We start from the raw sequence: 23,649 nt of genomic DNA, 5'->3' as shown, positions 1-23,649 counted from the left end.
TTTTTCCCCTTTTATAATAGATGATATTCATGTTCCCATTTACTGTTTACAAAATAATCAGCTGCTTTTTTAGCTGCTTCTAAATCCATAAATGTGTAATTTCCACATTCTTCTTCCTTAGCTCCAGGAATTTCTTGATCCCATGAAGCAATTTGTGTGTAAACATCTTTAACGACTTCTTTAATCACTTCTAAGTCTAAATCTCTTACAATTAAATAAAAGCCTGTCATACAGCCCATTGGTCCAAAATAAATCACTTGATCTTTATATTTTCCATTTCTAAGTAATGTTGCTCCAATATGTTCAATTGTATGTGCTGCTTCTGGTTTTAAAGCTGGCTCAACATTTGGTTGTGTCATACGAATATCATATGTAATCAAATTCCCATCAATTCTTGATACATAGACTCCTTTTGTAAGTTTACGATGATCAACACTAAAACTTGTAATTCTTTCCATTTTTTATTCCCCCAATTTTATTTTGTACCAATTTATTTATTTCATATAGAATTAGTATGATATAAGAATATAACATTCCCTTATAAGTGTCAAGAAAAAAAGGGCTCATGCCCTTAGACTGTAAGTACATAGGTTTGATCATTGATGATCGTTGTTTGTAAATCTATCCCATATATCTTTTTTATAACTTCTTGATTCATAATATCTTTTGCTTTTCCTTCAACAATAATTTGACCTTGTTTCATACCAATGATATGATCTGAATATTGAATTGCTTGATTAATATCATGTAAAACCATAATAATCGTTATTTTATATTTTTGATTGATTTCTTTGAGTAATCTTAGTAATTCTAATTGATATCTAATATCTAAATAGGTTGTTGGTTCATCCAATAAAAGATAAGGTGTTTTTTGTGCTAAAGCCATAGCAATCCAAACACGTTGTTGTTGTCCACCTGATAAGCTTTTTAATGTTCTGTTTTTGTATTCTTTTAAGTTGGTTACTTCTAAAGCCCAATCTATGATTTCATAATCTTCTTGGGATAATTTTTGTGAATAATGGAGGTAAGGTAATCTTCCATAGCCTACAATTGTTTTTACGTCTTGATCACCATTAATTTGATTTTTTTGGTGAACAACAGCAACCTTTTGTGCAAATTCTTTTATTTTATAATTTTGTATATCTTGTTGATTAATTTCTATAAAGCCTGTTTGTGGTTTATAGATACGACTTAATAACATAAGTAAAGTCGATTTACCACTACCATTCGATCCAATAATTGTCGTTATTTGATTTTCTTTAAATTCTATATTTAAATTTTCTATAAAAGGGTTTTGATGATAACTAAATGATAGATTTTTAACTTTCATGCACTGAACTCCTTTTTAATAAGATAATAAATAATGGACCACCAATAATAGCCATTAAAATAGCAGGTGTTATTTCATAAGGAGCAATAATGACTCGCCCTAGGGTATCAGCTATTAAAAGAACAAGAGCTCCCAATAAGCCACTTGTCGGTATTAAATAACTATGCTTATTACCTACAAATAAACGTGCAAGATGAGGAACAAGTAAACCTACAAAACTTAACACACCTGCGATTGCTACTGAAACACTACATAAAATAACTGCTAATAAAGAAATAATAAATCGATAAAGATTAACATTTATTCCTAAAGATAATAATGTACGATCTTCTAATCCTAATAAATCACAAGCTTTTGTTAAAAATGATAAAATCACTAAAATTGGTAAAATATAAACCATCAATAATTGAACATCATTCCAGGTATATAAAATAACAGAACCTACCGATGATGAAATAGATGAAGAAATACTTTCAATAAATGAAATGATTGCTGTTATCGTATAATGAATAGCCACACCGACAAGAATAATTCTTGTCGTCTTTAAACCTGATTTCCAAGATAAACTATAAATCAATATAAATGTTATTAATCCTCCTAAACATGTTAACAATGGTTTGATGGTATATAAATCAGGTAAAAAGATACCTACTAATAAACTAACTAATTGTGCTCCTGCACTGATTCCAATAATACCTGGATCTGCTAAAGGATTCTTTAGTACTACTTGAAATAATAAACCTGCTAAAGCAAGTGCACATCCTACAAGCATAGTAACAATGACACGAGGAAAACGTATTTGATAGATACTTGCAACATCTTTGTTATATTCTACAAAGAGTCCTTTTAATAATTGAATAAATGAGATTTTGATCGTTCCTGTATTAATTGCTATAAAGAATGAAATACATAATAAGATAAATAAAGATAATATAAACAATAAGGAATGCTTTTTAATTGTTTTCATATAAAATTCCTTCTAATGTTTCTAATCCTTTTTGATAATTAAAATTAGCACTCATTCCAAAATATTCATTATTTAAATCATATACTTTATTATTCTTAACAGCATCAAATTGTTGCCAAGTTTGATTATTCGAAAACTCTTGTTGAAAATACTCCATAACTTGTTTTGGCATGGCATGAGATGTTCTTAAAATAATATCAGGATTTTGTTTTAACATATCTTCTACACTGACATTAACAAAATCTTTTCCTTCTCCATCACCATAAATATTTGTTCCACCTGCTAATCTTACTAAATCTCCAACATAACTTGATTCAGTTGCTACAACATAACTTCCTCCTGGAAGTCCCATTAAGATTAAAACACGTGGACTCACATTATTTTGATATTTTTCTCTAAAAGAAATCATATAGTCAACATACTCATCAACAAGCTTTTTAGCTTGTTTTTCTTTATTAAATAATTTTCCTAATTCTTCAATACTCTTATACATTCCCGATAAGTTTTTAAGATTTAAAAAACTTGAACTGATTTTGATTTTTTCATATTTACTTGAAAGATCACTTTCTAATGAATTAGGACTTAAAATTAAATCAGGTTTCAATATAGATATTTTTTCCATATCTGGTGTCATTGCATTACCAATCTTTGTTGTTTTTTGATATTTTTTAGGAACTGTATAACTATCACTTTGAGGAATTCCTACAACTTGTTTAGCTGGTATATTTAATTGATCTAAAATTTCTGTAACAGCAATAGAAGTAGCAGCAACTGTAATTTCTTGATCACTTGTTACTTCTTGATTTTGATTGACACATCCTGTTAATAAAGATATTAAACAGATAAATACTAAACTACTTTTTAATTTTTTTAACATAGAATATTCCTCCTAAAATAAATACGATACATATTCCTACAATAAGTAATGTATTATCTTTTTTGGTTGTACTTTCCTTCGTTGTTTGTTTTAAATTTTTAACTGTTAGTTTTAATTTTTTATCGACTTTTCCTTTTGAATTAATAATGTGATTACTTAATCCTGTCGCATTTTCCATAAGTGATTCTTTTGTAATTGTTCCTACTATTGCTTGTTGGATTTCAGTATTTTCTGGTGTTTGTGTTTCCTCAGTTGTTTCTTCTTGAGTTGTTTGATTTGTTGTTGATTTAGATGTATTTGTTTGTGTATTTTGACTTGTTGAGGTTTCTGTATTTTGAGGGATCATTTGACTGTTATAAATTCCTGTTCCTGTTATTGCCGAGGAAATATTAGGTTTAATAAAAAACTGTACATCTCTTCCCATTGGATTTACATACATAATAGGACTTATATAAAGTTCCAAAGAACTGACTTGTAATCTATACTGATTAACAGTATCTCCATTAGCACTACTACTTCCAGTTTTAGTTGCTGAAACTGAACTCATTGATCCACTTGATGTCATCACTTTAAATCGTACATTGCTGACATTAGAAGCTAACCCTAAACCAACAGTGATATAATACTTTCCATTAATTTGTTCAACCAATAATTGACTTTCGACAATATTACTTACCATACTTTCACCTAAAGCAATATTTTCTCCTCCGTCTTCTGTTTTACCGGTAAGAGGATTGGTATAACTTGTAGAACGACTAACAAGATATGCCCCATCATTTAAAGCACTAACTGGTGAAATAAACATGAATAGCATCATTAAAATGATATTTATTTGTAATATTTTTTTCATAGTTCCTCCATAAAAACATGAGGCATTTTTATGCCTCATGTTTCTTTCTTGAAATAAATCCAATCATTGTTATAGAAATAATAAATAATGTCATGAATAACTGAATAGATGTTTGATCACCTGTTTTAACTGATTGATTTTCATTTATTTGATTCTCTTTATTTGCTGTTTGATCTTTATTTGTATTTTCTTGTTGATCATCTTTTTTAGTATTTAGTTCTAATTCTGTTTTATCTGAAACATATGTTAAAGTAGTATAATCAATTTTTAATCTTGCTGCTAAATCTATATTTCCCATCATAGCAACATGTGGATTCATCATTACATTGATATATTCATTTTCATGAGGTAATTCAAAGGCCCATAATGTTGGATTCCCTTGTGCATCTTTTTCAATGATTGTAGCACCATGATTTTTATAATCTTCTTGTTCACTTCCAATATAGAATTCTTGTAAACTTGCTTTAATACTTCCAAATGACATTTCTTTTGTTGAAAGATACATTGTTGCTTTTCCATCTTTAACAATAATTTTTGCTTTTGAATTGATAGCAGAAGCTGCCATTGATTCTTTATCACTTGTAGCATTCCATAAAGCAACATCTACACTATATGTTCCATCTTTTGTAAAACGAGAAGTATTTTCTTCATCTTTTTTATCTTCATCATCTTTTGGTGTTTCTGGTGTAGGATCAACTTTTGTTAGACCATCTAATTTTAATTGTAATCTTGCAATAGCACCTCTTGAGCTTCCACCATAATAAAACTTAACATTTGTAAGTTCTTTATTTTCATCTAATTTGAATTGTACTTTTTTTGGATGTCCATCTTCTTCCTCAATAACAGTTGCTTCTTTATATGTTCCATCTTTTAATTGATATTCCATTTTATCAACAGAAGCAGTTTGTCCATATATTGTCATTTCTTTTAATTTTAAAGTAACAACAACTTCATTGTTTTGAACAGTGATTTGTGCTGATTCAACAGCTTGTGCTGCCATTGATTGATCATCACTATTTTCTTTTAAAACATTTACAGGAACGTCATATGTACCATCTTCTAAAACATATTCTTTTTGTAATTCTTTTGCATTATCTAAATCTAATGTTAAAGTTACATTTGTTGGATAATCCTTTCCTTGTCCCATAAAATAATTCATAAAATCAACTGTAATTGATAAAACTGTTGAATTATTTTCATCTAATTGAGGTAATTCAAAAGAAATTTTTTCTGGTACTTCTACTTCTAATGTTTCTCCACCCATTCCTTGTGTAGACTTTTCTACTTTTGTTGAAAGAGTTGTTCCATTAGCAATTGTTAAAACATTTGCATAATATTCTGATCCCATGTTAATAATCATATTTTGTAACATAGCAACTGCTTGCATTTTTCCATCTTTATCTACCGTTACTTCTAATGTATCACCAAAGGCACCAGCAAAGGCTTTTTGTACTGCTGGAAGTGGTGCAGCACTTTTTAAATTTTCAACAGGAATTTGATATGTCCCTGCTTTTGATAAATCAATATTTAATGCGTCGACTGCATTTAATGATGTCAGTTGTAATCCTAAAGCCATCATTAAAGCAAGTGTTATCTTTAATAATTTTTTCATTTTTTCCTCCTATAAAGTTAGTCTTTGCTAACCAAAAGGAGTTTAACATGCCTCTTTTATTTTTCAACGTCTAATTTTGTTTCATATCTGTAACAAAATGAGTATTTTTAGTCTTATTATCATGATTTTATCTCAATTTATAAATGTTTTACACGTGAAACAAAAAAGCCTTCCATCAAAGGAAGACTTTTATTTTTTATATTATTTTTCGAAATCAAATTCTTGGAAAACATCACTTACTGGTAAATTATTTTCAATACTTTCAATTGTTTTAGCAAGTAATGATGCTACTGAAACAACTTTTAATTTATCGAAATGTTTTTCTTTAGGTAAAATAATTGTATCTGTAACAACGACTTCTTTAGCTGAACAGTTTTTCAATCTTTCAACAGCTGGTCCTGAGAATACTGGGTGTGTACAAGCAACGAAAACATTTTTTGCACCTTTTTCAAGTAACATATCAATACCTGCTACAATAGTTCCACCTGTATCGATCATATCATCAATCATGACACAGTTTTTACCTTCAACATCACCTAAAACACCCATGATTTCAGCAACGTTAGGTTTTGGTCTTCTTTTATCGATGATAGCTACTGGACAATCTAAAGCAACTGCCATTTTACGAGCACGAGTTGCTCCACCATGGTCTGGAGAAACAACACAAATATCATCTAAGTTTTTATTTTTGAAATAATTACAGATTAATGGTAATGCTTGCATATCATCTACAGGAATATTGAAGAATCCTTGAATTTGTGCAGCATGTAAATCAATTGTTACAACACGATTAACACCAGCAGTTGTTAATAAATCAGCAACTAATTTAGATGTAATTGGTTGTCTAGGTTTTGCTTTTCTATCTTGTCTAGCATATCCAAAGTATGGCATGATAGCTGTAATTTCTCCAGCTGATGCTCTTTTTAAGGCGTCTGCTAAAACTAAGATTTCCATTAAGTTTTCAGTAACAGGATTAGATGTTGATTGGACAATGAAAACATCTTTTCCACGAACTGATTCATCAATTTCAACTAAGATTTCTCCATCAGCGAAATGGTGAACTTTTGATTTTCCCATTTCACAACCTAAATTATCACAAATGTCTTGTGCTAATTCTACTGATGATGATAAAGCAAATACTGTAATTTTGTTTTTCATTTTTTCTTTTACCCCTATTTTCCTATTTTATTTCTTTTTTCTTCTAATACTTTACTATAACCTTCTTTGTTCACTTGTCTACTTCTAGCAATTGCAAAAGCATCTTCATGAACTTCATCTGTAATTGTTGATCCAGCAGCAATAAATGCATTTTTACCAACAGTTACAGGAGCAACTAAATTAGAATTGCAGCCAACGAAAACGTTGTCTTCAATTACTGTTTGGAATTTATTTTTTCCATCATAGTTGCTTGTAATAGTACCGCAGCCAATATTTACGTTTTCACCAACTGTCGCATCTCCAATATAGCTTAAGTGCGCAGCTTTACTTCCTTTACCAAAAGTTGCTTTTTTCATTTCCACAAAGTTACCCATGTGGACATTTTCTAAGATATGACAATGATTTCTAAGTCTTGCATATGGCCCGATATCAACACCGTTTTCAATAATCGAATCAGCAATAACAGAGAATTTAATTTCTACGTTATCTTTGATTTCTACATTATCAAATTCACAATAAGGTCCAATATGACATCCATTACCAATCACTGTTTTTCCTTTAATAATACATCCTGGTTCAATTGTTGTATCATGACCAATCACTACATCTCTACCAATATAAGTATTTGTCATATCTACAATATTTACACCATCTAATAGATGTTTTTTATTAATACGATATTGTAATTGTTTTGTTGCTTCTTGTAATTCAAACTTATCATTAATTCCACCAACTTCTGATAAGTCATCAATTTTATAACCACCAACATTTAAGTTTTGATGATTCATAATTTCAATTACATCTGTAATATAGTATTCATTTTGAGCATTGTTATTTGTTACTGATTCTAATGCTTTAAATAAAGCAGCATTATCAAAGCAATATTCTCCAACATTCATTTCAGAAATATTTCTTTGTTCATCTGTACAATCTTTATACTCAACAATACCTTTAACTTGATCATTTTCTCTAATAATACGACCAAATTTCTTATTTAAGTCACAATCACATGTCATGACTGTTCCTTTCATTTGATGTTCATTATGATATTGAATTAACCCTTGTAATGTTTCTTTAGTAATTAATGGTGCATCACCATTTAAAACAATAGTTGTTCCTTCTTTATCTCCTAAAACATCTTTTGCTTGCATCAATGCATGTCCAGTTCCTAATTGTTCTTTTTGCATTACGAACTCAACACCATCAACAAGTTTCATGACTTCTTCAGCTTTATGTCCAACAATAACATAAATACCATCAACACCTAAACCTTTTAATTCATCAACGATATGACAAACCATCGGTTTATATAAAACTTCATGTACTACTTTAGGCTTGTCGGATTTCATTCTTGTACCTTTTCCGGCAGCCATTACTACTGCGTAAGTTTTCATCGTCACACCCCTCTACGACGTCATTCTAACAAAATATAACTCATAATTAAAGATGAATAAGACAATTTATTGCAAATTCCTACATCTTTTCAAAAAAAGAAAATCTTATCACAGATTTTCTTCCTTGTTTAAAATTTTCGATTTTCTAACAAAAAAATAACGTTTTCTAAAGAATTCATATCCTTTATTCATAATTTCTTGATTTCTAGTAATACCAAATACACATGAACCACTTCCTGACATTAAAGCTCCATCAAAACCTAACTTCATCATTTCTTTCTTGATTTCTTTAATTTGTGGCACCATTTTAATAGAAGGAAGTTCTAATGTATTTTGTAGATTATCAATAACTGCTTGATAATCATTCATTTCAATTCCTTTTTTCATCTTTCTGCAATCTTGATGTTTTACTTTAGATAAATCTAATGAAGTAAATGCTTTTTGAGTTGAAACACCTTTTTTAGGTTTTACAAGTAATAAATAAGCTTCAAAAGGTTCATCAATAAATTGTAGTTTTTCACCAACACCTTCAACAAAAGCTGTTTTTTCATAAATACAAAATGGAATATCTGCTCCTACTTCTTTTCCTAAAGCAGCCATTTCTTCATAAGATAAATTTAAATGAAATAATTTATTCATGGCTTTAATAACTGCTGCTCCATCAGCGCTTCCACCAGCTAATCCTGCTTGCGTTGGAATATGCTTATAGACAAAGATCTTAACACCTTTTTTTAATCCGTATCTTTCTTGCATCAATTGTGCAACTTTATACATAATATTTCTTTGATCGGTAGGAACAATCTTACTATTTGACTCAATTTCAATTCCTTCATCAATGACATTAATATAAATGAGATCATGTAAAGTAATAGGTGCCATGATCATTTCTAAATCATGATATCCATCTTCTCTTTTTCTTACAACATCTAACGCTAAATTTACTTTTGCATATGCTCTTACTTTCATTTTTCATTACCTCGGATACAAATTTCTGGCAACCCCTCTTGTATCAATTCCACCAACACCTAATTGTTTAAAAGAGGTTTTCTCTATAACTTTTTCTAAATCAACATACTCTTTAATATTTGTACTTGCGATTTGAGTTGTGATAATAACAGGATCTAACGCATGAATATTTTTTCTTGAAGGACTTGATGCAAAGTTAGCACCACTCGCTACTAGAAGTTCATAGTATGACTGACACGCTCCTGCAAAGATTACTAATGCATCTTTGTCGGGTTGATATTCTCTAGCCTTTTTGATTGCTTCTACAAAATCTAAACTGTGCAAATAATCTTGACTATTTCTTTTATGTCCATTTTTTTTCAAAGCATCATGTCCTGTAATGACTAAAAGATGTGGATTATGTTTTTTTAATAGGTTGGTTATTTTACTAGCAAACTCTTCTTCTTTAAAATAATAACCATATGCTCTAATACCATATTCTTGATATTTTTTCATACACATCTTTAAATAAGAAGGATCTCCATCTAAATGTAAAACACTTCCCTTTAAACATTTTTCTTGTGGTAAATGCACATCTTCTATTACTCTTTTCTCTTGAACAAGCTCTAAATCATCTATTTCACTATCCGCAATCAAACGATACTCTATTCCTCTTAAATAACAAATATTTTCTTGTATATCAATGACTTCAAAAATAATATCTTGATGATATTTTTTTCTACTTACAATATCACCTATCTTCATTCTATCACCATTATATAGTATGTTTATATAATGATTTTGTGATAGCCTGATAATCTTCTAATGTAAGTTGTTCACATCTTAATTTTTGATCTATTTGATTTTCATTTAAAACATCTAATGCATTTTGATATTCTTGTTTTAAATTATTATAAATCGTTTTTCTTCTTTGTTTAAATGCACTATTTAATACTTTATATAAATCTAAATTAGCTTCCTTATTAATTGTAATCTTTAAAATAGCACTATCAATATGAGGTGCAGGAATAAAAACATTTTGACTTACTGTAAACATATATTCAATTTTACCCATATCTTCAATCATATACATCAGTGGACTTTTATAATCGCTTGTATATTTTAAAGCCACTTCTTTTTGTACCATCACGACAATTTCATCAATAACTTTACTTTCAGTTAAAACCTTTTCAATAATTTGAGTTGTAATATAATAAGGTAAATTAGCTACCAAAATAACTTTTTCATACTTATCCTTTAAAGTCATTAAATCCTCTAAATTTACTTTTAAAAAATCTTCAAAAACAATCTCAATATTTTCCTGATTTAAAAACTCTTCATAGACTCCTTTAAAACGTGTATCTATTTCATAGCTTCTTACATATCCTGCATAACGTGCTAATACTTGAGTTAAAGCACCAATTCCAGGTCCTACTTCAATCACTGCACATTTTTCATTAACACTTGAACAACGAACGATTTTTTCTACGACATGAGGATCAATTAAAAAGTTTTGCCCATATTTCTTTTTAGGATATAAATCATATTTATCTAATATATATTGAGTTGTACTTTTAGTCGCTATATCCTTCATTCTCTAACTCCTTCTCTATCATTTCCCTGGAAATACCCACCATATTTAATCTTTTAAACAAAGTCTTTGCATTGCCATATCCTAAATGAAATAAATCATAAACCTTTAATCTTTTCTTTTTATCTCCAATAATATCTAATTCTAAAAACTCTTTCCAAGAAATACTTTCTTCTTGATTTGAAAATGTAACAACATTTTCAATTGCTTTCTTTACAGCTTCTTTATTTGCTTCAGCAATACCTAATTTCTTTCTACCAATAGCATCTTTTCTATCAACAAAAGCATGTTTACAATTTTGTACATATTTTTCTACTTGATTTCTAATCTTTAATCCTGGATAATCTGGATCTGTTAAGACAATAACTCCTCTTGTCTTACTAGCTTCTTTAATAAGTTCTAATGTTTTTTCATCTAATCCTAGTCCATGTGTTTCAATAGTATCAACATCATATAATTCTTTTAATAATTGACTATCTGTTTTTCCTTCAACAACTACTATTTCATTAATTCTTTTCATAACTTTACCATTTTAAATAAATCGTCTTCAATTGATCATTCGTGATATATTGAATATGATCTACCCCTTCTATTAAACGATAGGCATCTCCTTTTTTTGTTAATCTTTCTTTAGCATCATTATATACTTCATTTGAAAATTGCAAATAACATTCTCTTTGATTTTTATTTATTTTAGCTTTTAAAGTATTTAATTGATATAAATCAAAATACAACCCTTCTTCTTTAAAATAAGTATGTTTATCATTTTTAGTTATTTTATAATGATCATCTAAATCATACATTTGTTTCATTGTTTGACTATCAAACATCAAATAATTATTATTGATGATTCCCTCATCAGCTAATACTAAATCACCCCAGGTTGCATCTATATAATAATAATCATTGTCATATTTTATCATATTTATTGCATGTTTGTCTCTTCTTCCTTTTATTGTTTTCCCTGTTAAAAATGTTGCTTTAAAATGCAATTGATTGAGTAGATATTGCATTGTTTTTGCATAACCACTACAAACTGATTGATGATTAATAAGAACACTGATTATTTCTTGGTTATATTTTGCTTGTTCATTATACTTACAATGAGTAATAACGTCATCATAAATATATTTTATTTTTTGATAGGATTTTAAATTTTGTGTATCCTCTTTTAGTTGTTTGACAATTTTCTTTATCCTTTTTTGATCTTTAAGAATTTCTTTTTCTTTCATACTATATTCAAAATTAAAAAGACCTTTTGTATTAAGAGACCATTCCTTAATATAAAATAACTCTGGATGATCCTTTAAAACTGCATTAACAATTTTACTTACTTTATCTATCTCTTTTTCTTTAATATAAATATTTTGTTTTCTTGTATAAGCAATATTATAAATTATTTGATAGAGTTGTTTTTGTTTTTTATTTAAAAGCTGATAATGATATTTAAAACATTGATCTTGTTTAAATTTATTTTCTATACTTTGGTAAGATTGTGGAAAACATCCACATAATAAAAATAATACAAGTAGACTAATCAGTTTTTTCATTTTAAAAAAAATAATCTAGCGAATGCTAGATTACTCTTCCCTCAATTTATATTCAAAATAACTCTTACCAAAATAAACTACACTACCTGCCAAGAGCATCATTAATAATCCTAAGCACATAATAAACATCCCCTTCTTATTCATATCATACTCTTTTATACTATTTTATGCAAATTATTTAGATTTTATATCCTTTTTTTACTTCTTTTTTTCTACAATCTTTTTAAAACTATTATTATAAAATATTATTAGTAAAATAAATATTTTTAAACTTGTTCAATGATTTAAAAGGGGTTAAAATTATAATAAGTAGGTGATATGATGAATGCCGATAGATTATTTATGCTTGTTGATACATGCGCCAATATTGATGAAGTAAAACACGAATTTCCAGATTTAGATTTTTTAACTTATTTTTATGCTTTATTAGGATATTACTGTATTCCTACAATCAAGTTATATAATGAAACAAAAATTGATGAAAATACTTTGAATGGTATTCTTAATGGAAAAATTCAACCTCAAAGAGATGATCTTATTCAAATGAGTTTAGTTTTAAATATTGATTTAAAGAAAACAAACTTTATGCTTTCTCTTGCTGAATGTGAAACATTATCCTATAAAGAAAGCCGTGATAGTTTGATTATCTGTTCAATTAAAAATCATTATTCAATCAATAAAACAAATATCATGTTATCAACTTGCAATCTTGTCAAAATATAAAGGTAGTAAAATAGTGGTTCATACGAACCACTATTTTTTATTTATCTAAATTTTTAAAAGCTGTTGAAAGCATTAATTTAATACGATTTAATTGGTTAACTTCACTAGCTCCTGGATCATAGTCAACAGCTACAATGTTACTTTGAGGATATTTCTTTCTTAAAGCCTTAATAGCACCTTTACCTGTAACATGGTTTGGTAAACATCCAAATGGTTGCATACATACAATATTTGGTGCTCCACTTTCAATAAGTTCAATCATTTCACCAGTTAAGAACCAACCTTCACCTGTTTGGTTACCAATTGAAACAACTTCTTTAGCTTTATCAGCAAGATGTTCAATAGAAGCTGGTGGATCAAAACGTTTTGATTTTTCTAAAGCTTTGATCATATCTTTTCTTAAGAAATCAACGGCTTTAATTGCGAATTCACATAGCTTAGTAGCTTTAGCTGTCGCATTGAAATGTTTTCTTTCAAATGTTGTTGAATAGAAACAATATTGGAAGAAATCAATTAAATCTGGCATAACCGCTTCTCCACCTTCTCTTTCAATAATATCAACAATTTGATTATTAGCAGTTGGATGGAATTTAACAAGGATTTCTCCTACTAAACCAACTCTTGGTTTCTTGATATCCAATAAAGGTAATTCATCAAAATCTTTTACGATTTGATAAACATTTTTCTTAAATTCTTTCATGCTACCTGTTTCAATATTTTTCATACATTTTTCTACCCATGATTGGTAAAGTCTATTGGCACTTCCTTTTTCTTTTTCATATGGTCTTACACGATAAAGGACTCTCATGAATAAATCTCCATACATTGCACCGATAATAACTTTCTTTGCAAGTGGGTAGGTAATTTTAAATCCTGGGTTTGATTCGATACCTTGTAAATTGGCACTAATTACTGGTACTTGTTCTAAACCAGCATCTTTTAAAGCTTTACGGATAAATCCGATATAGTTTGTCGCACGACATCCACCACCTGTTTGAGAAATGATCAAGGCTGTTTTGTTGACATCATATTCACCACTTGTTAAAGCTTCCATCATTTGTCCAGCGACAAGGATACTTGGGTAACATGCATCATTATTAACATATTTTAATCCTGCTTCTGTAGCTCCTTTATCTACTGATGGTAAAACTTTTAAGTTATAACCACTTTCTTGCATTGCCTTTTCAACAAATTGGAAATGGATTGGTGACATTTGTGGACAAAGGATTGTCCAACGATCATCTTTCATTTCTTTAGTGAATGGTACTTTGACTGGTTTATATTTTTTAGATAAATCAATTTCTTTATTTTCTTGTTTATCAATTGTTGCTTTTAATGAACGGATACGAATACGGATTGCTCCTAAGTTACTTCCTTCATCAATTTTAATAAGTGTATAGATTTTATTTCTCGCATTTAAGATTTCTGCCACTTGATCAGCTGTAACAGCATCTAATCCACAACCAAATGATGTTAATTGAATTAATTGTAAGTTTGGTTGAGATGAAACAAAGGATGCTGCATGGTACATTCTTGAGTGATATGTCCATTGATCCACAACACGTAATTCTTCTAATTCTTTATCTAAGTGACAAACACTGTCTTCTGTTAAAACAGCCATGCCTTCACCAGTAATTAAATCAGCTAATCCATGGTTGATTTCTGGATCGACATGATATGGCCTACCTGATAAAACAACCCCTGTCATATTATTTTCTTTTAAGTAAGCAAGGACTTTTTCTCCTTCTCCTTGGATATCTAAACGACATTGTTGTAATTCTTCATAAGCATGTTCAATCGCTGCTTTTAATTCTTTATCACTAATACCAAATGATTTAAATTCATCTTTTAAGTTTGTAAACATTGTTTTACGATTACTTAAATCTATGAATGGATTTCTAAAGATGATTTCATTTATTTCTAAGTTATCTACGTTATTTCTAATAACTTCTGGATAAGAAGTTACGACTGGACAGTTGTAATGATTTCCTTGAGTAACATTTTCTTTTCTTTCATAAGCAACTGAAGGATAGAAAATATATTTAATTCCTTTTTCAATTAAGCTTTCAATATGTCCGTGTGATAATTTAGCTGGATAACATACACTTTCTGATGGAATAGATTCAATTCCTTTTTCATAGATTTTTTTACTTGAACGTGGTGATAAGACTACTCTGAATTTTAAATCAGTAAATAATGTATGCCAGAAAGGATAGTTTTCATACATATTTAAAACACGAGGAATCCCTACTGTTCCACGTTTTGCTTCTTTAGCCGTTAATGAACGATAATTGAAAACTCGACGATATTTATAATCATATAAGTTTGGTAATTGTTTTGATTTAGGAGGTAAGTTTGCTCCTCTTTCACATCTGTTTCCACTGATATGTTCACTACCATCATTAAATGAAGAAACTGTTAACATACAATGATTTGTACATTTTTGACAATAACGAATTGTACTTTCATAACCGAAAGCATCAACTTGTTCCTTATTAAGTAATGTTGTTCCTTGTCCTTGATATCTTTCTCTAGCAATTAAAGCAATACCAAAGGCTCCCATTAATCCAGCGATATCTGGACGAATCGCTTTGATTCCTGTTTCTTGTTCAAAAGCTCTTAAAACAGATTCATTATAGAATGTTCCACCTTGTACTAATACTGATTTACCAATACTTTCAGGCGAACGTAATTTAATAACTTTATATAAAGCATTTTTAATAACAGAATAAGCAAGACCTGCAGAAATATCTTCAATCTTCGCTCCTTCTTTTTGTGCTTGTTTTACTTTAGAGTTCATAAATACAGTACAACGTGATCCTAAATCAATTGGTGCTGTTGATTGTAAAGCTAGATTAGCGAAATCAGCAACATTGTATCCTAATGATTTAGCGAATGTTTCAATAAATGATCCACATCCTGATGAACAAGCTTCATTTAATAAAATATCTTGAATAATACCATCTTCGATCTTGATAGCTTTCATATCTTGTCCACCGATATCTAAGATAAATGAAACATCATCTTTAAAATATTTAGCGGCTGTAAAGTGAGAAATTGTTTCTACTTCACTGACATCCATTTTAAATGCAGATTTAATTAAAGCTTCACCATATCCAGTTGACCCAGCATGAACAAGTTCTACTCCTTTAGGTAAGATTTCATAGATTTCTTTTAAAATCTTACGAACAACTTCAATTGGATTTCCTTCATTAGATGAATAGAATGTATATAATACAGAACCATCTTCATCAACTAATACAGCTTTAGATGTTGTTGAACCAACATCTACACCTAAGAAAGCTTTTCCTTGATATGTATTTAAATCTCTTTTCTTTACTTTTGTACGATAGTGTCTATTTCTAAATTCAATACGATCTTCTTCTGTTTCAAATAATGGTTTCAAAGTATCTGTTTCATCAGAAATACCATCTTTTAATGAATCTAAAATATATACAAGTTCATCAATTGTTGTTTTATTCACTTTATCTTCTCTAGCAAGTAAACATGCTCCCATAGCTACGAATAATTGTGAGTTTTGAGGAAAGATAACATCTTCATCTTTTAAGTTTAATGAATCAATAAAACGTGCACGTAATTGATCTAAGAAATAAAGAGGTCCTCCTAGAAAAGCAACTTTACCACGAATTGGTTTACCACAAGCAAGACCACTAATTGTTTGATTGACAACGGCTTGGAAAATAGAAATAGCGATATCTTCTCGAGCTGCACCTTCATTGATTAATGGTTGGATATCTGTTTTTGCGAAAACACCACAACGAGATGCAATTGGATAAATTGTTTCATAGTTTTTAGCAAGTTCATTTAATCCAGCAGCATCTGTTTGTAATAAGGAAGCCATTTGATCAATAAATGCTCCTGTACCTCCTGCACAAGTCCCGTTCATTCTTTGTTCAAGAGTTGATTCAAAGTAAGTGATTTTAGCATCTTCTCCACCTAATTCAATTGCTACATCACATTCAGGAATGTAAGTTTCCACTGTTTTTGTACAAGCAATCACTTCTTGAACAAATTCTACATTTAAATGTTTTGATAAAGATAAACCACCTGATCCTGTCATCACTACTTTAACTGGTAAGTTTCCATAGTGTTCTTGAACTTCTTTAATTAGACTTTCTATTGCTGGTTTAACATCAGAATAGTGTCTTTGATATTTTGAATAGATACATTGATGTTCTTGATCTTCCACATATAATTTTACTGTTGTTGATCCAACATCAATTCCCATGTAATATAATTTATCCATTTTTTGACTCCTTTACTAAATTAAGTGTCATTTTAGAAATTGTATCTCTAAATTGTTTCACTTCTTTTTCATCAATTCCATCTAACATAATTTTTTCTAATTGAATAACATGATTATCAATCTTTTCTACTGTACTATACGCATGTTCAGTTGCTTTGATTTTTTTCATACGTTTATCATTTTCAACAGGTTCTTTTGTGATATATCCGTTCTTTTCTAAAGAATTTAAAAGACCTGTTGCAGTTGATCTTCTAATATTAAAATATTTTTCTATGTCTTTTTGATAAACTTCTTCATCATTTTCACATAAATAAATAAGAATTAACCCCTGCGGTCCTGATAACATACAATCAATACCATGAATATCATCTAAATAACGTCCCATATATTTAGACAAAACACGTATTTCCATTCCTATTCGATGTTCCATAAATGTCTCCTTTTTTGTTCGGCTGCTAACATTATACGCTTTTGTCACACTATGTCAAATTATTTGAAATTAATTACTAAAACAAAAAAATAGATATTTTCATATCTATTTAAATAATGCACTTCCTATACGAATCATTGTAGAACCATGATTTAAAGCTTCATGATAATCATTAGACATTCCCATTGATAACTGATCCAATTGATACATTGGATAATCTTTTTGAAGTCTTTGTAAAAGCTCTTGTGTCATTTTAAAATACTTTTCAGTTTCACTACTTTCAATATGTGGTGCCATCATCATAAGTCCTCTTACTTTGACATGAGGATAATCTTTTAAACTATTAAATACTTCATCAATTTCTTCTACTTCAAAACCATGTTTACTTTCTTCTTTAGCAATATTTACTTGAATTAAAACTGGCATTTCTAAATCTCTTTTAGCTGCTTGTTTTTCTATTTCTTTTAATAAAGAATAACGATCAACAGCATGAATTAAAGTCACTTTATCAATAATATATTTTACTTTATTTGGTTGAAGTGTTCCAATAAATTGAAACTCACCATTACCATGATAATTTTCATACTTTTCTAGAAAAGCTTGTACTCTATTTTCTCCAAAACATGTAACTCCTAATTTTTCTAATTTTTCAATTTCTTTAACATCTACATATTTTGTAGCTGCAACTAATTTTGCTGGTTTTACTTCTTCTAATATCTTTTTAACTGCTTCTTCATTTACAATCATAAAACTCTTCCTTTCATGATAAATTCTTACTTTATTATAATTCAATCAAAAAGAAAAACAAGAACTTAGTCTTGTTTTAATCTTATTCTTTCTGATTCCTTTTTTAATACTTTCATTAAAATAGGTGCACATATTAAATAAAAACAAAAATTACCTACTGCATGAAAAGTATCAAATAACAATCCTGCCATATAATAAACAATATATAAAGAAAGACCACCTAACATTAATTGTTCTAGAGAAACAACTATACCAAAGACATATCCCATCAAAAAGGAAAATATAGCCATTGGAAATAACTTAGGTTCTTTATGTATTTTCTTTAAAAAATCCATTAAAAATTGTGTAATCAAACAAATAACGACCCATGCAAGAATTTGAAAAAAAGTCCATGTTCCCATACCTAAAAACAAATTAGAAACAACAGTTGTAACAATACTTAATTTAACTCCAAAACCTAATCCAAATAACATAACTGAAATAATAATGATAGATGTAACAGGCTTAATATTAGGTAATGCTTGCAGATATATACGTGAAGCAATATTAACAGCTGCCAATATTCCTATTAAACTAATTTCTTTTACTTTACTCGAATGCATATAGTCTCCTATTCATAGTTAACATAATACCAAACAACTTTATCGCCATCTTTTAAATTGTATTTAATTGCTGCCATATTAGGGGCAACACCATTAACACTATACATCCATCCAGACATTGGCCCATGTTGCTTTTCTTTTAAACCACCTATTCCTGAAACATAATAATCACTACCCTCAACTTCTTTACCATTTTTAGCTGCTATAATTTTTAATACACTTAAAGCATTACTATTTTTATCAACATTTAAAGTACCAGCCATCATTGTATTTCCCATTCCAATTACTTGAATATTTATTGTAATTTTTTCATTAGTTGGTTGTTGATTCGATGAACTATTGGTTGATGAATTATTTGACTGATTATTACTTGTTTGTCCACTATTTGATTGAGATTGATTCGTAGAACTTTGAGAATGACCTGCACTACTACTTTTACTATTTCTTTGAGTTGTAGATGATGATTTACTATTTGATTTATTTTCATCATTTGTTTTTGTTTCATCTGTTGATTGTGTTGATGATTGACTGTCATTTTGTGTAGATTCACTTGTTTCTTGTGTTTGATCAGTTGTCTCTTGTTTCTCTTCTTTTTTAGTTTCCTTAGTATTTTTTTCTTTCTTATTTTTTGTAGTGTCTACTTGTGCTACTTGATTGGTTTTATAATTTCCAGTAACACCATTATAAATAGAAAAACTACCAATAAAAACAAAAGAAATTGTAATAAATAATATTACAATTCTTTTTGTTTTATCCATATTTTTTATTTTATTAATGAACTCTTTCATATTCTTTTCTTAATACTAAGAATAATCCACCAGACACCATTGATAATGAAACAAAGATAACAACATTAGTTTCATCTCCAGTTTTTACTGAAGTTGTTTTTTGATTTGTTGTTTCAACTTTATTTGTAGATTGGCTATCTTTTTTTGTATCTGTTGGTTGTGCTGGTTTTGTGTTATCAGGTTGTTCTGGATTCATCATTTTATCATAAGCTTTTTTAGCTTTAATAATAACTGATCCATTTTTATATGTTCCTAATGTTTTAGCTACTTCTGCAGTTGTATATTCTGCATTATAACCACTTGGGAATGATCCATCACTTAATTGTGTATTTAATAGACAATCTACTGGATGAACAGTATAACTATCATTTAATAAAGCATTTGTATCATATGCGAACATTCCTTCTAATACTTGTGATTGAGTATCTACATTATCAGCAGTAACCCATCCTGTTGTTGTCATTGTTGTATTATTTTTAATATAATCAATTGCTTTATTGATAGTAGTCGCATATTTTTCTTTATTCACAACTGCTAAACCTTCAATAACCCATCCTGTAGTATCATAATCAGCGTAATAAGTTCCGCCCCATTCATAACCACAAACACTAGATGCTGCTAATTCATCATTTAATTTATTAGCAATTAAATTTGTCTTTTCTGATGAAGTTACATATAAAGCATATAATGTCCAAACATCTGAAGAAGCTCCCCAGCTACCTTCAACATTACCATTTTCATCAATTTGACTTTCTAATGTTTTTTTATCTTCTGTAGGATCAACACCTAATAAAACTTCTGTAACAATTTTTTTAGAAAGTGATGTACTACTTAAATTTGCTGAAGCAGTATCGAATTGATTGCTTTCAGCTTCTAATCCTAAAGATTCTACAGCAAGAATTTTATCTGCATTATTTAAATTGTTGTTATTTTTATAATATTCAACAACTTTAGAATAAGCAGCGTTAATTTTTGATGTATCATATGATGTTGCTGATACACCAGAAATGGCAGTCATGAAACATACAACTGAAATCATAAAACTGCATACAATTTTTCTCATTTTCATATTCTTTCCCCTTTCAAATTAAATAACTCCTAAATAAAAACTAGGCATAGTTATCCTAGTTTATCTAGAAGAACTACTTTATACTCCGTAAAGTGTATCCTTAGATATAGGCAAGTATTCCGACTCTGTTTCATTGTTTAAGCGTCTTCCCAGTTTCCCAGTGACTTTTATGCTTATTCTCCACATTACGGCGGCGGGACCGTTCAGGTATTTCACCTGATTCCTTTTTAATTTAAATATATAATATTTAAAACCTATAAATATTATTCAATTTTACTTTGTACTTGGACATTATATTATAATTGATAAAAAAAATATAGACAGAATAGAAAAAAATCGCATGAAATCATGCGATTTTAGATTATCTGATTGTTGTACCTACTGGTAATTCTCCTGCATCTACAACACCTAATACTTTTTTATCTCCACCGGCAAGAACCATACCTTGAGATTCTACACCTCTTAATTTAGCTGGTTTTAAGTTTGTGACAACAATAACTTTTTTACCAACAAATTCTTCTGGTGAATAAACATCAGCAATACCACTTACGATTTGTCTTGGTGTTTCTTCACCAACATCAATTTGGCTTACTAATAATTTATCAGCATTTGGATGTTTTTCACATTTAATAACTTTTCCTACTTTTAATTGAATTTTAGAAAAGTCATCAATTGTAATTTCTTCTTTTGTTTCTTTAGCTTCTTTTTCTTTCTTTTCTTTTACAGCTTTGATAGAAGCTTTTTGTTTTGCTTCAATAACTTCTACTTTTTTAGCAACTTCTTTTGGATCTAATCTAGCAAATAACATTTCTGGTTTTTCAACTACTTTTGTTCCTGATGCATAGTTTCCAAATTCTTTTAAGCTTTCAAAATCACGTTGATCTGTATTAATTTGATCTAAGATTTTTGTAGCTGTTGAAGGCATATATGGATATAGCATAACTGCTGAGAATCTGATTGCTTCAATTAAGTTATATAATACTGTAGCTAAACGATCTTTTTTAGTTTCATCTTTAGCTAATGCCCATGGCATTGTTTCATCAATATATTTATTTGTTCTTCTTAATAAGTTGAAGATTTCATCTAATGCATTTGATGCTTTGAATTCATCCATTTTAGCAATAGATTTAGCTGGCATAGCTAATGCTAAATCTTTTAATTCTTGATCTACGTCTTCACATACGTTTTTGTTTTCTACAATACCACCAAAGTATTTATTAGACATAGCAATTGTTCTATTAACTAAGTTTCCTAAAACGTTAGCAAGATCACTATTAATTCTTTCTACTAATAAATCCCATGTAATACTTCCATCATTATCATATGGAATTTCATGTAATACGAAATATCTTACTGCATCAACACCAAAGATATCTACTAAATCATCTGCATAGATAACATTTCCTTTTGATTTAGACATTTTACTTTCACCTTGTAATAACCATGGATGTCCAAATACTTGTTTAGGTAATGGAATATCTAATGCCATTAACATAATTGGCCAATAAATTGTGTGGAATCGAACGATATCTTTACCAATTAAATGTAAATCAGCAGGCCAGTATTTTTTATATAATTCACCATGATTTCCATCTGCATCATATCCAAGTCCTGTAATATAGTTTGTTAAGGCATCAATCCATACATAAACAACATGTTTAGGATCAAAATCAACTGGAATAGACCATTTAAATGATGTTCTAGAAACACATAAATCTTGTAATCCAGGTTTTAAGAAGTTATTCATCATTTCATTTTTTCTTGAAACTGGTTGAATAAATTCTGGATGATCTTCGATATGTTTAATTAAACGATCTTGATATTTAGATAATTTAAAGAAGTATGCTTCTTCTTTAGCATCATGTACATCTCCCCCACAATCAGGACATTTACCATCAACTAATTGTGATTCAGTAAAGAATGATTCACATGCTGTACAATATTTACCTTCATAATGACCTAAATAAATATCACCTTTGTCATATAATTTTTTAAAGATTTTTTGTACTTGTTTTTCATGATATTCATCAGTTGTTCTCATGAATCGATCATATGATGTATCCATCATATCCCAAATATTTTTAACTACACCTGCAACTTGATCTACATATTGCTTAGGTTCAATTCCTGCTTCTTTAGCTTTAATTTCAATTTTTTGTCCATGTTCATCTGTTCCTGTTTGGAATCGAACATTGTACCCTTCTTGTCTTTTAAAACGAGCAATTGCATCAGCTAAAATAATTTCATATGTATTTCCAATATGAGGTTTACCTGAAGTATAAGTAATTGCTGTTGTAAGATAATAATCTTTTTCGTCTTTCATCTTCTAATCTCCTTTATAAAAATAAAAAACGCCCTTATAAAAGGACGAATAATCGCGGTACCACCTTTTTTACACATTGCTGTGTCACTCAAAACCTTAACGCAGTTAACGATTATTTCTAACTATTTGAAATAACTACTCCTGGGCCATCTCTTAAAGTTTAACATACTGATTTTCACCAGCCATCAGCTCTCTAAATGTCTTGCTTTAACATCTTCCATTCTTCGTATTTATTGTATCCTTATTAACTTTATCAAACCCTTAAATCAATGTCAATGAGTTTCATTGAAAGAAAATATGTTTCACGTGAAACAAAAATAGTATAGCCTAAACTATACTATTTATAGGCTATTCAAATAATTTAGGGGTCCCAACTTTGGGGGTCTACTTTAGGGGACAACTTTAGGGGGATGGACTTCTAATAAT

General features: G+C 29.1%; 21 protein-coding genes, 1 riboswitch and 1 other annotated feature. Of the genes, 1 reads left to right on the top strand and 20 read right to left on the bottom strand.

What is annotated here, in order from left to right:
• Nucleotides 1-11: 11 nt before the first annotated feature.
• The 13 genes from LJD32_RS09980 to LJD32_RS09920 all read right to left on the bottom strand — a co-directional run bounded on the left by LJD32_RS09980 (nt 12) and on the right by LJD32_RS09920 (nt 12,274).
• Nucleotides 12-458 carry an S-ribosylhomocysteine lyase gene (locus tag LJD32_RS09980; RefSeq protein WP_227392301.1) on the bottom strand — a complete coding sequence of 149 codons (447 nt, stop codon included), beginning with the start codon at nt 456-458 and terminating at the stop codon, nt 12-14.
• A 113-nt stretch (nt 459-571) separates the two neighbouring features.
• Complete coding sequence (locus LJD32_RS09975) at nt 572-1,330, bottom strand: ABC transporter ATP-binding protein (RefSeq protein WP_227392300.1); 759 nt, start codon at nt 1,328-1,330, stop codon at nt 572-574.
• A complete protein-coding gene (locus LJD32_RS09970) occupies nt 1,320-2,297 on the bottom strand; it encodes a FecCD family ABC transporter permease (protein ID WP_227392299.1) in 978 nt (325 codons plus the stop codon). The genes LJD32_RS09975 and LJD32_RS09970 overlap by 11 nt, the downstream gene beginning before the upstream one ends.
• Complete coding sequence (gene isdE / locus LJD32_RS09965) at nt 2,284-3,174, bottom strand: heme ABC transporter substrate-binding protein IsdE (protein ID WP_227392298.1); 891 nt, start codon at nt 3,172-3,174, stop codon at nt 2,284-2,286. Before isdE ends, LJD32_RS09970 begins: the two co-directional genes overlap by 14 nt.
• Nucleotides 3,152-4,024: a heme-binding Shp domain-containing protein gene (locus LJD32_RS09960; RefSeq protein WP_227392297.1), complete on the bottom strand. Its 873-nt coding sequence runs from the start codon at nt 4,022-4,024 to the stop codon at nt 3,152-3,154. Before LJD32_RS09960 ends, isdE begins: the two co-directional genes overlap by 23 nt.
• A gap of 28 nt (nt 4,025-4,052) precedes the next feature.
• On the bottom strand, nt 4,053-5,636 hold the full coding sequence (locus LJD32_RS09955; protein WP_227392296.1) for an NEAT domain-containing protein: 1,584 nt from the start codon (nt 5,634-5,636) through the stop codon (nt 4,053-4,055).
• A gap of 201 nt (nt 5,637-5,837) precedes the next feature.
• On the bottom strand, nt 5,838-6,794 hold the full coding sequence (locus tag LJD32_RS09950; protein WP_032091133.1) for a ribose-phosphate diphosphokinase: 957 nt from the start codon (nt 6,792-6,794) through the stop codon (nt 5,838-5,840).
• A gap of 14 nt (nt 6,795-6,808) precedes the next feature.
• Nucleotides 6,809-8,188: a bifunctional UDP-N-acetylglucosamine diphosphorylase/glucosamine-1-phosphate N-acetyltransferase GlmU gene (glmU, locus tag LJD32_RS09945; protein WP_032091132.1), complete on the bottom strand. Its 1,380-nt coding sequence runs from the start codon at nt 8,186-8,188 to the stop codon at nt 6,809-6,811.
• A 108-nt stretch (nt 8,189-8,296) separates the two neighbouring features.
• Nucleotides 8,297-9,154 (bottom strand): 4-(cytidine 5'-diphospho)-2-C-methyl-D-erythritol kinase, encoded by an 858-nt coding sequence (gene ispE, locus LJD32_RS09940; RefSeq protein WP_022001674.1) that lies wholly within the window; start codon nt 9,152-9,154, stop codon nt 8,297-8,299.
• A gap of 6 nt (nt 9,155-9,160) precedes the next feature.
• Entirely contained in the window at nt 9,161-9,898 is a 738-nt protein-coding gene (locus LJD32_RS09935; RefSeq protein WP_032091131.1) for a sporulation peptidase YabG, read from the bottom strand.
• 10 nt (nt 9,899-9,908) lie between these two features.
• Nucleotides 9,909-10,727 (bottom strand): 16S rRNA (adenine(1518)-N(6)/adenine(1519)-N(6))-dimethyltransferase RsmA, encoded by an 819-nt coding sequence (gene rsmA / locus LJD32_RS09930; protein ID WP_022001672.1) that lies wholly within the window; start codon nt 10,725-10,727, stop codon nt 9,909-9,911.
• Entirely contained in the window at nt 10,708-11,244 is a 537-nt protein-coding gene (rnmV, locus tag LJD32_RS09925; protein ID WP_032091130.1) for a ribonuclease M5, read from the bottom strand. Before rnmV ends, rsmA begins: the two co-directional genes overlap by 20 nt.
• 4 nt (nt 11,245-11,248) lie before the next feature.
• Nucleotides 11,249-12,274, bottom strand: coding sequence for a transglutaminase domain-containing protein (locus LJD32_RS09920; protein WP_227392295.1), 1,026 nt, complete (start codon nt 12,272-12,274; stop codon nt 11,249-11,251).
• A 321-nt stretch (nt 12,275-12,595) separates the two neighbouring features.
• On the opposite strand from LJD32_RS09920, the gene LJD32_RS09915 reads away from it, so the two are divergent.
• Entirely contained in the window at nt 12,596-12,997 is a 402-nt protein-coding gene (locus tag LJD32_RS09915; RefSeq protein ID WP_032091128.1) for a hypothetical protein, read from the top strand.
• A gap of 37 nt (nt 12,998-13,034) precedes the next feature.
• On the opposite strand, the gene LJD32_RS09910 is transcribed toward LJD32_RS09915, so the two are convergent.
• The 7 genes from LJD32_RS09910 to metG all read right to left on the bottom strand — a co-directional run bounded on the left by LJD32_RS09910 (nt 13,035) and on the right by metG (nt 23,223).
• Nucleotides 13,035-17,264 (bottom strand): acyl-CoA dehydratase activase-related protein, encoded by a 4,230-nt coding sequence (locus tag LJD32_RS09910; protein WP_227392294.1) that lies wholly within the window; start codon nt 17,262-17,264, stop codon nt 13,035-13,037.
• Complete coding sequence (locus tag LJD32_RS09905; RefSeq protein ID WP_052011040.1) at nt 17,257-17,694, bottom strand: MarR family winged helix-turn-helix transcriptional regulator; 438 nt, start codon at nt 17,692-17,694, stop codon at nt 17,257-17,259. Before LJD32_RS09905 ends, LJD32_RS09910 begins: the two co-directional genes overlap by 8 nt.
• A gap of 105 nt (nt 17,695-17,799) precedes the next feature.
• Nucleotides 17,800-18,441 carry a YggS family pyridoxal phosphate-dependent enzyme gene (locus LJD32_RS09900; RefSeq protein WP_032091126.1) on the bottom strand — a complete coding sequence of 214 codons (642 nt, stop codon included), beginning with the start codon at nt 18,439-18,441 and terminating at the stop codon, nt 17,800-17,802.
• Between the two features lie 65 nt (nt 18,442-18,506).
• Nucleotides 18,507-19,043 carry an ECF transporter S component gene (locus tag LJD32_RS09895; RefSeq protein ID WP_227392293.1) on the bottom strand — a complete coding sequence of 179 codons (537 nt, stop codon included), beginning with the start codon at nt 19,041-19,043 and terminating at the stop codon, nt 18,507-18,509.
• Nucleotides 19,044-19,051: 8 nt separating this feature from the next.
• Nucleotides 19,052-19,831, bottom strand: coding sequence for a DUF4430 domain-containing protein (locus tag LJD32_RS09890; protein WP_227392292.1), 780 nt, complete (start codon nt 19,829-19,831; stop codon nt 19,052-19,054).
• Nucleotides 19,815-20,900 (bottom strand): hypothetical protein, encoded by a 1,086-nt coding sequence (locus LJD32_RS09885; protein WP_227392291.1) that lies wholly within the window; start codon nt 20,898-20,900, stop codon nt 19,815-19,817. The genes LJD32_RS09890 and LJD32_RS09885 overlap by 17 nt, the downstream gene beginning before the upstream one ends.
• Nucleotides 20,901-20,991: 91 nt before the next feature.
• A riboswitch (cobalamin riboswitch) is annotated at nt 20,992-21,173 on the bottom strand.
• Nucleotides 21,174-21,261: 88 nt separating this feature from the next.
• Nucleotides 21,262-23,223, bottom strand: a complete 1,962-nt coding sequence (metG, locus tag LJD32_RS09880) for a methionine--tRNA ligase (RefSeq protein ID WP_227392290.1) — start codon at nt 23,221-23,223, stop codon at nt 21,262-21,264.
• Between the two features lie 37 nt (nt 23,224-23,260).
• Nucleotides 23,261-23,457: a binding site (T-box leader), on the bottom strand.
• Between the last annotated feature and the right edge of the window lie 192 nt (nt 23,458-23,649).

This window comes from Faecalibacillus sp. TM498 (assembly GCF_020589955.1).
Taxonomy (GTDB): Bacteria; Bacillota_I; Bacilli_A; order Erysipelotrichales; family Coprobacillaceae; genus Faecalibacillus; species Faecalibacillus intestinalis.
This window is presented reverse-complemented; position numbering and strand designations above follow the sequence as displayed.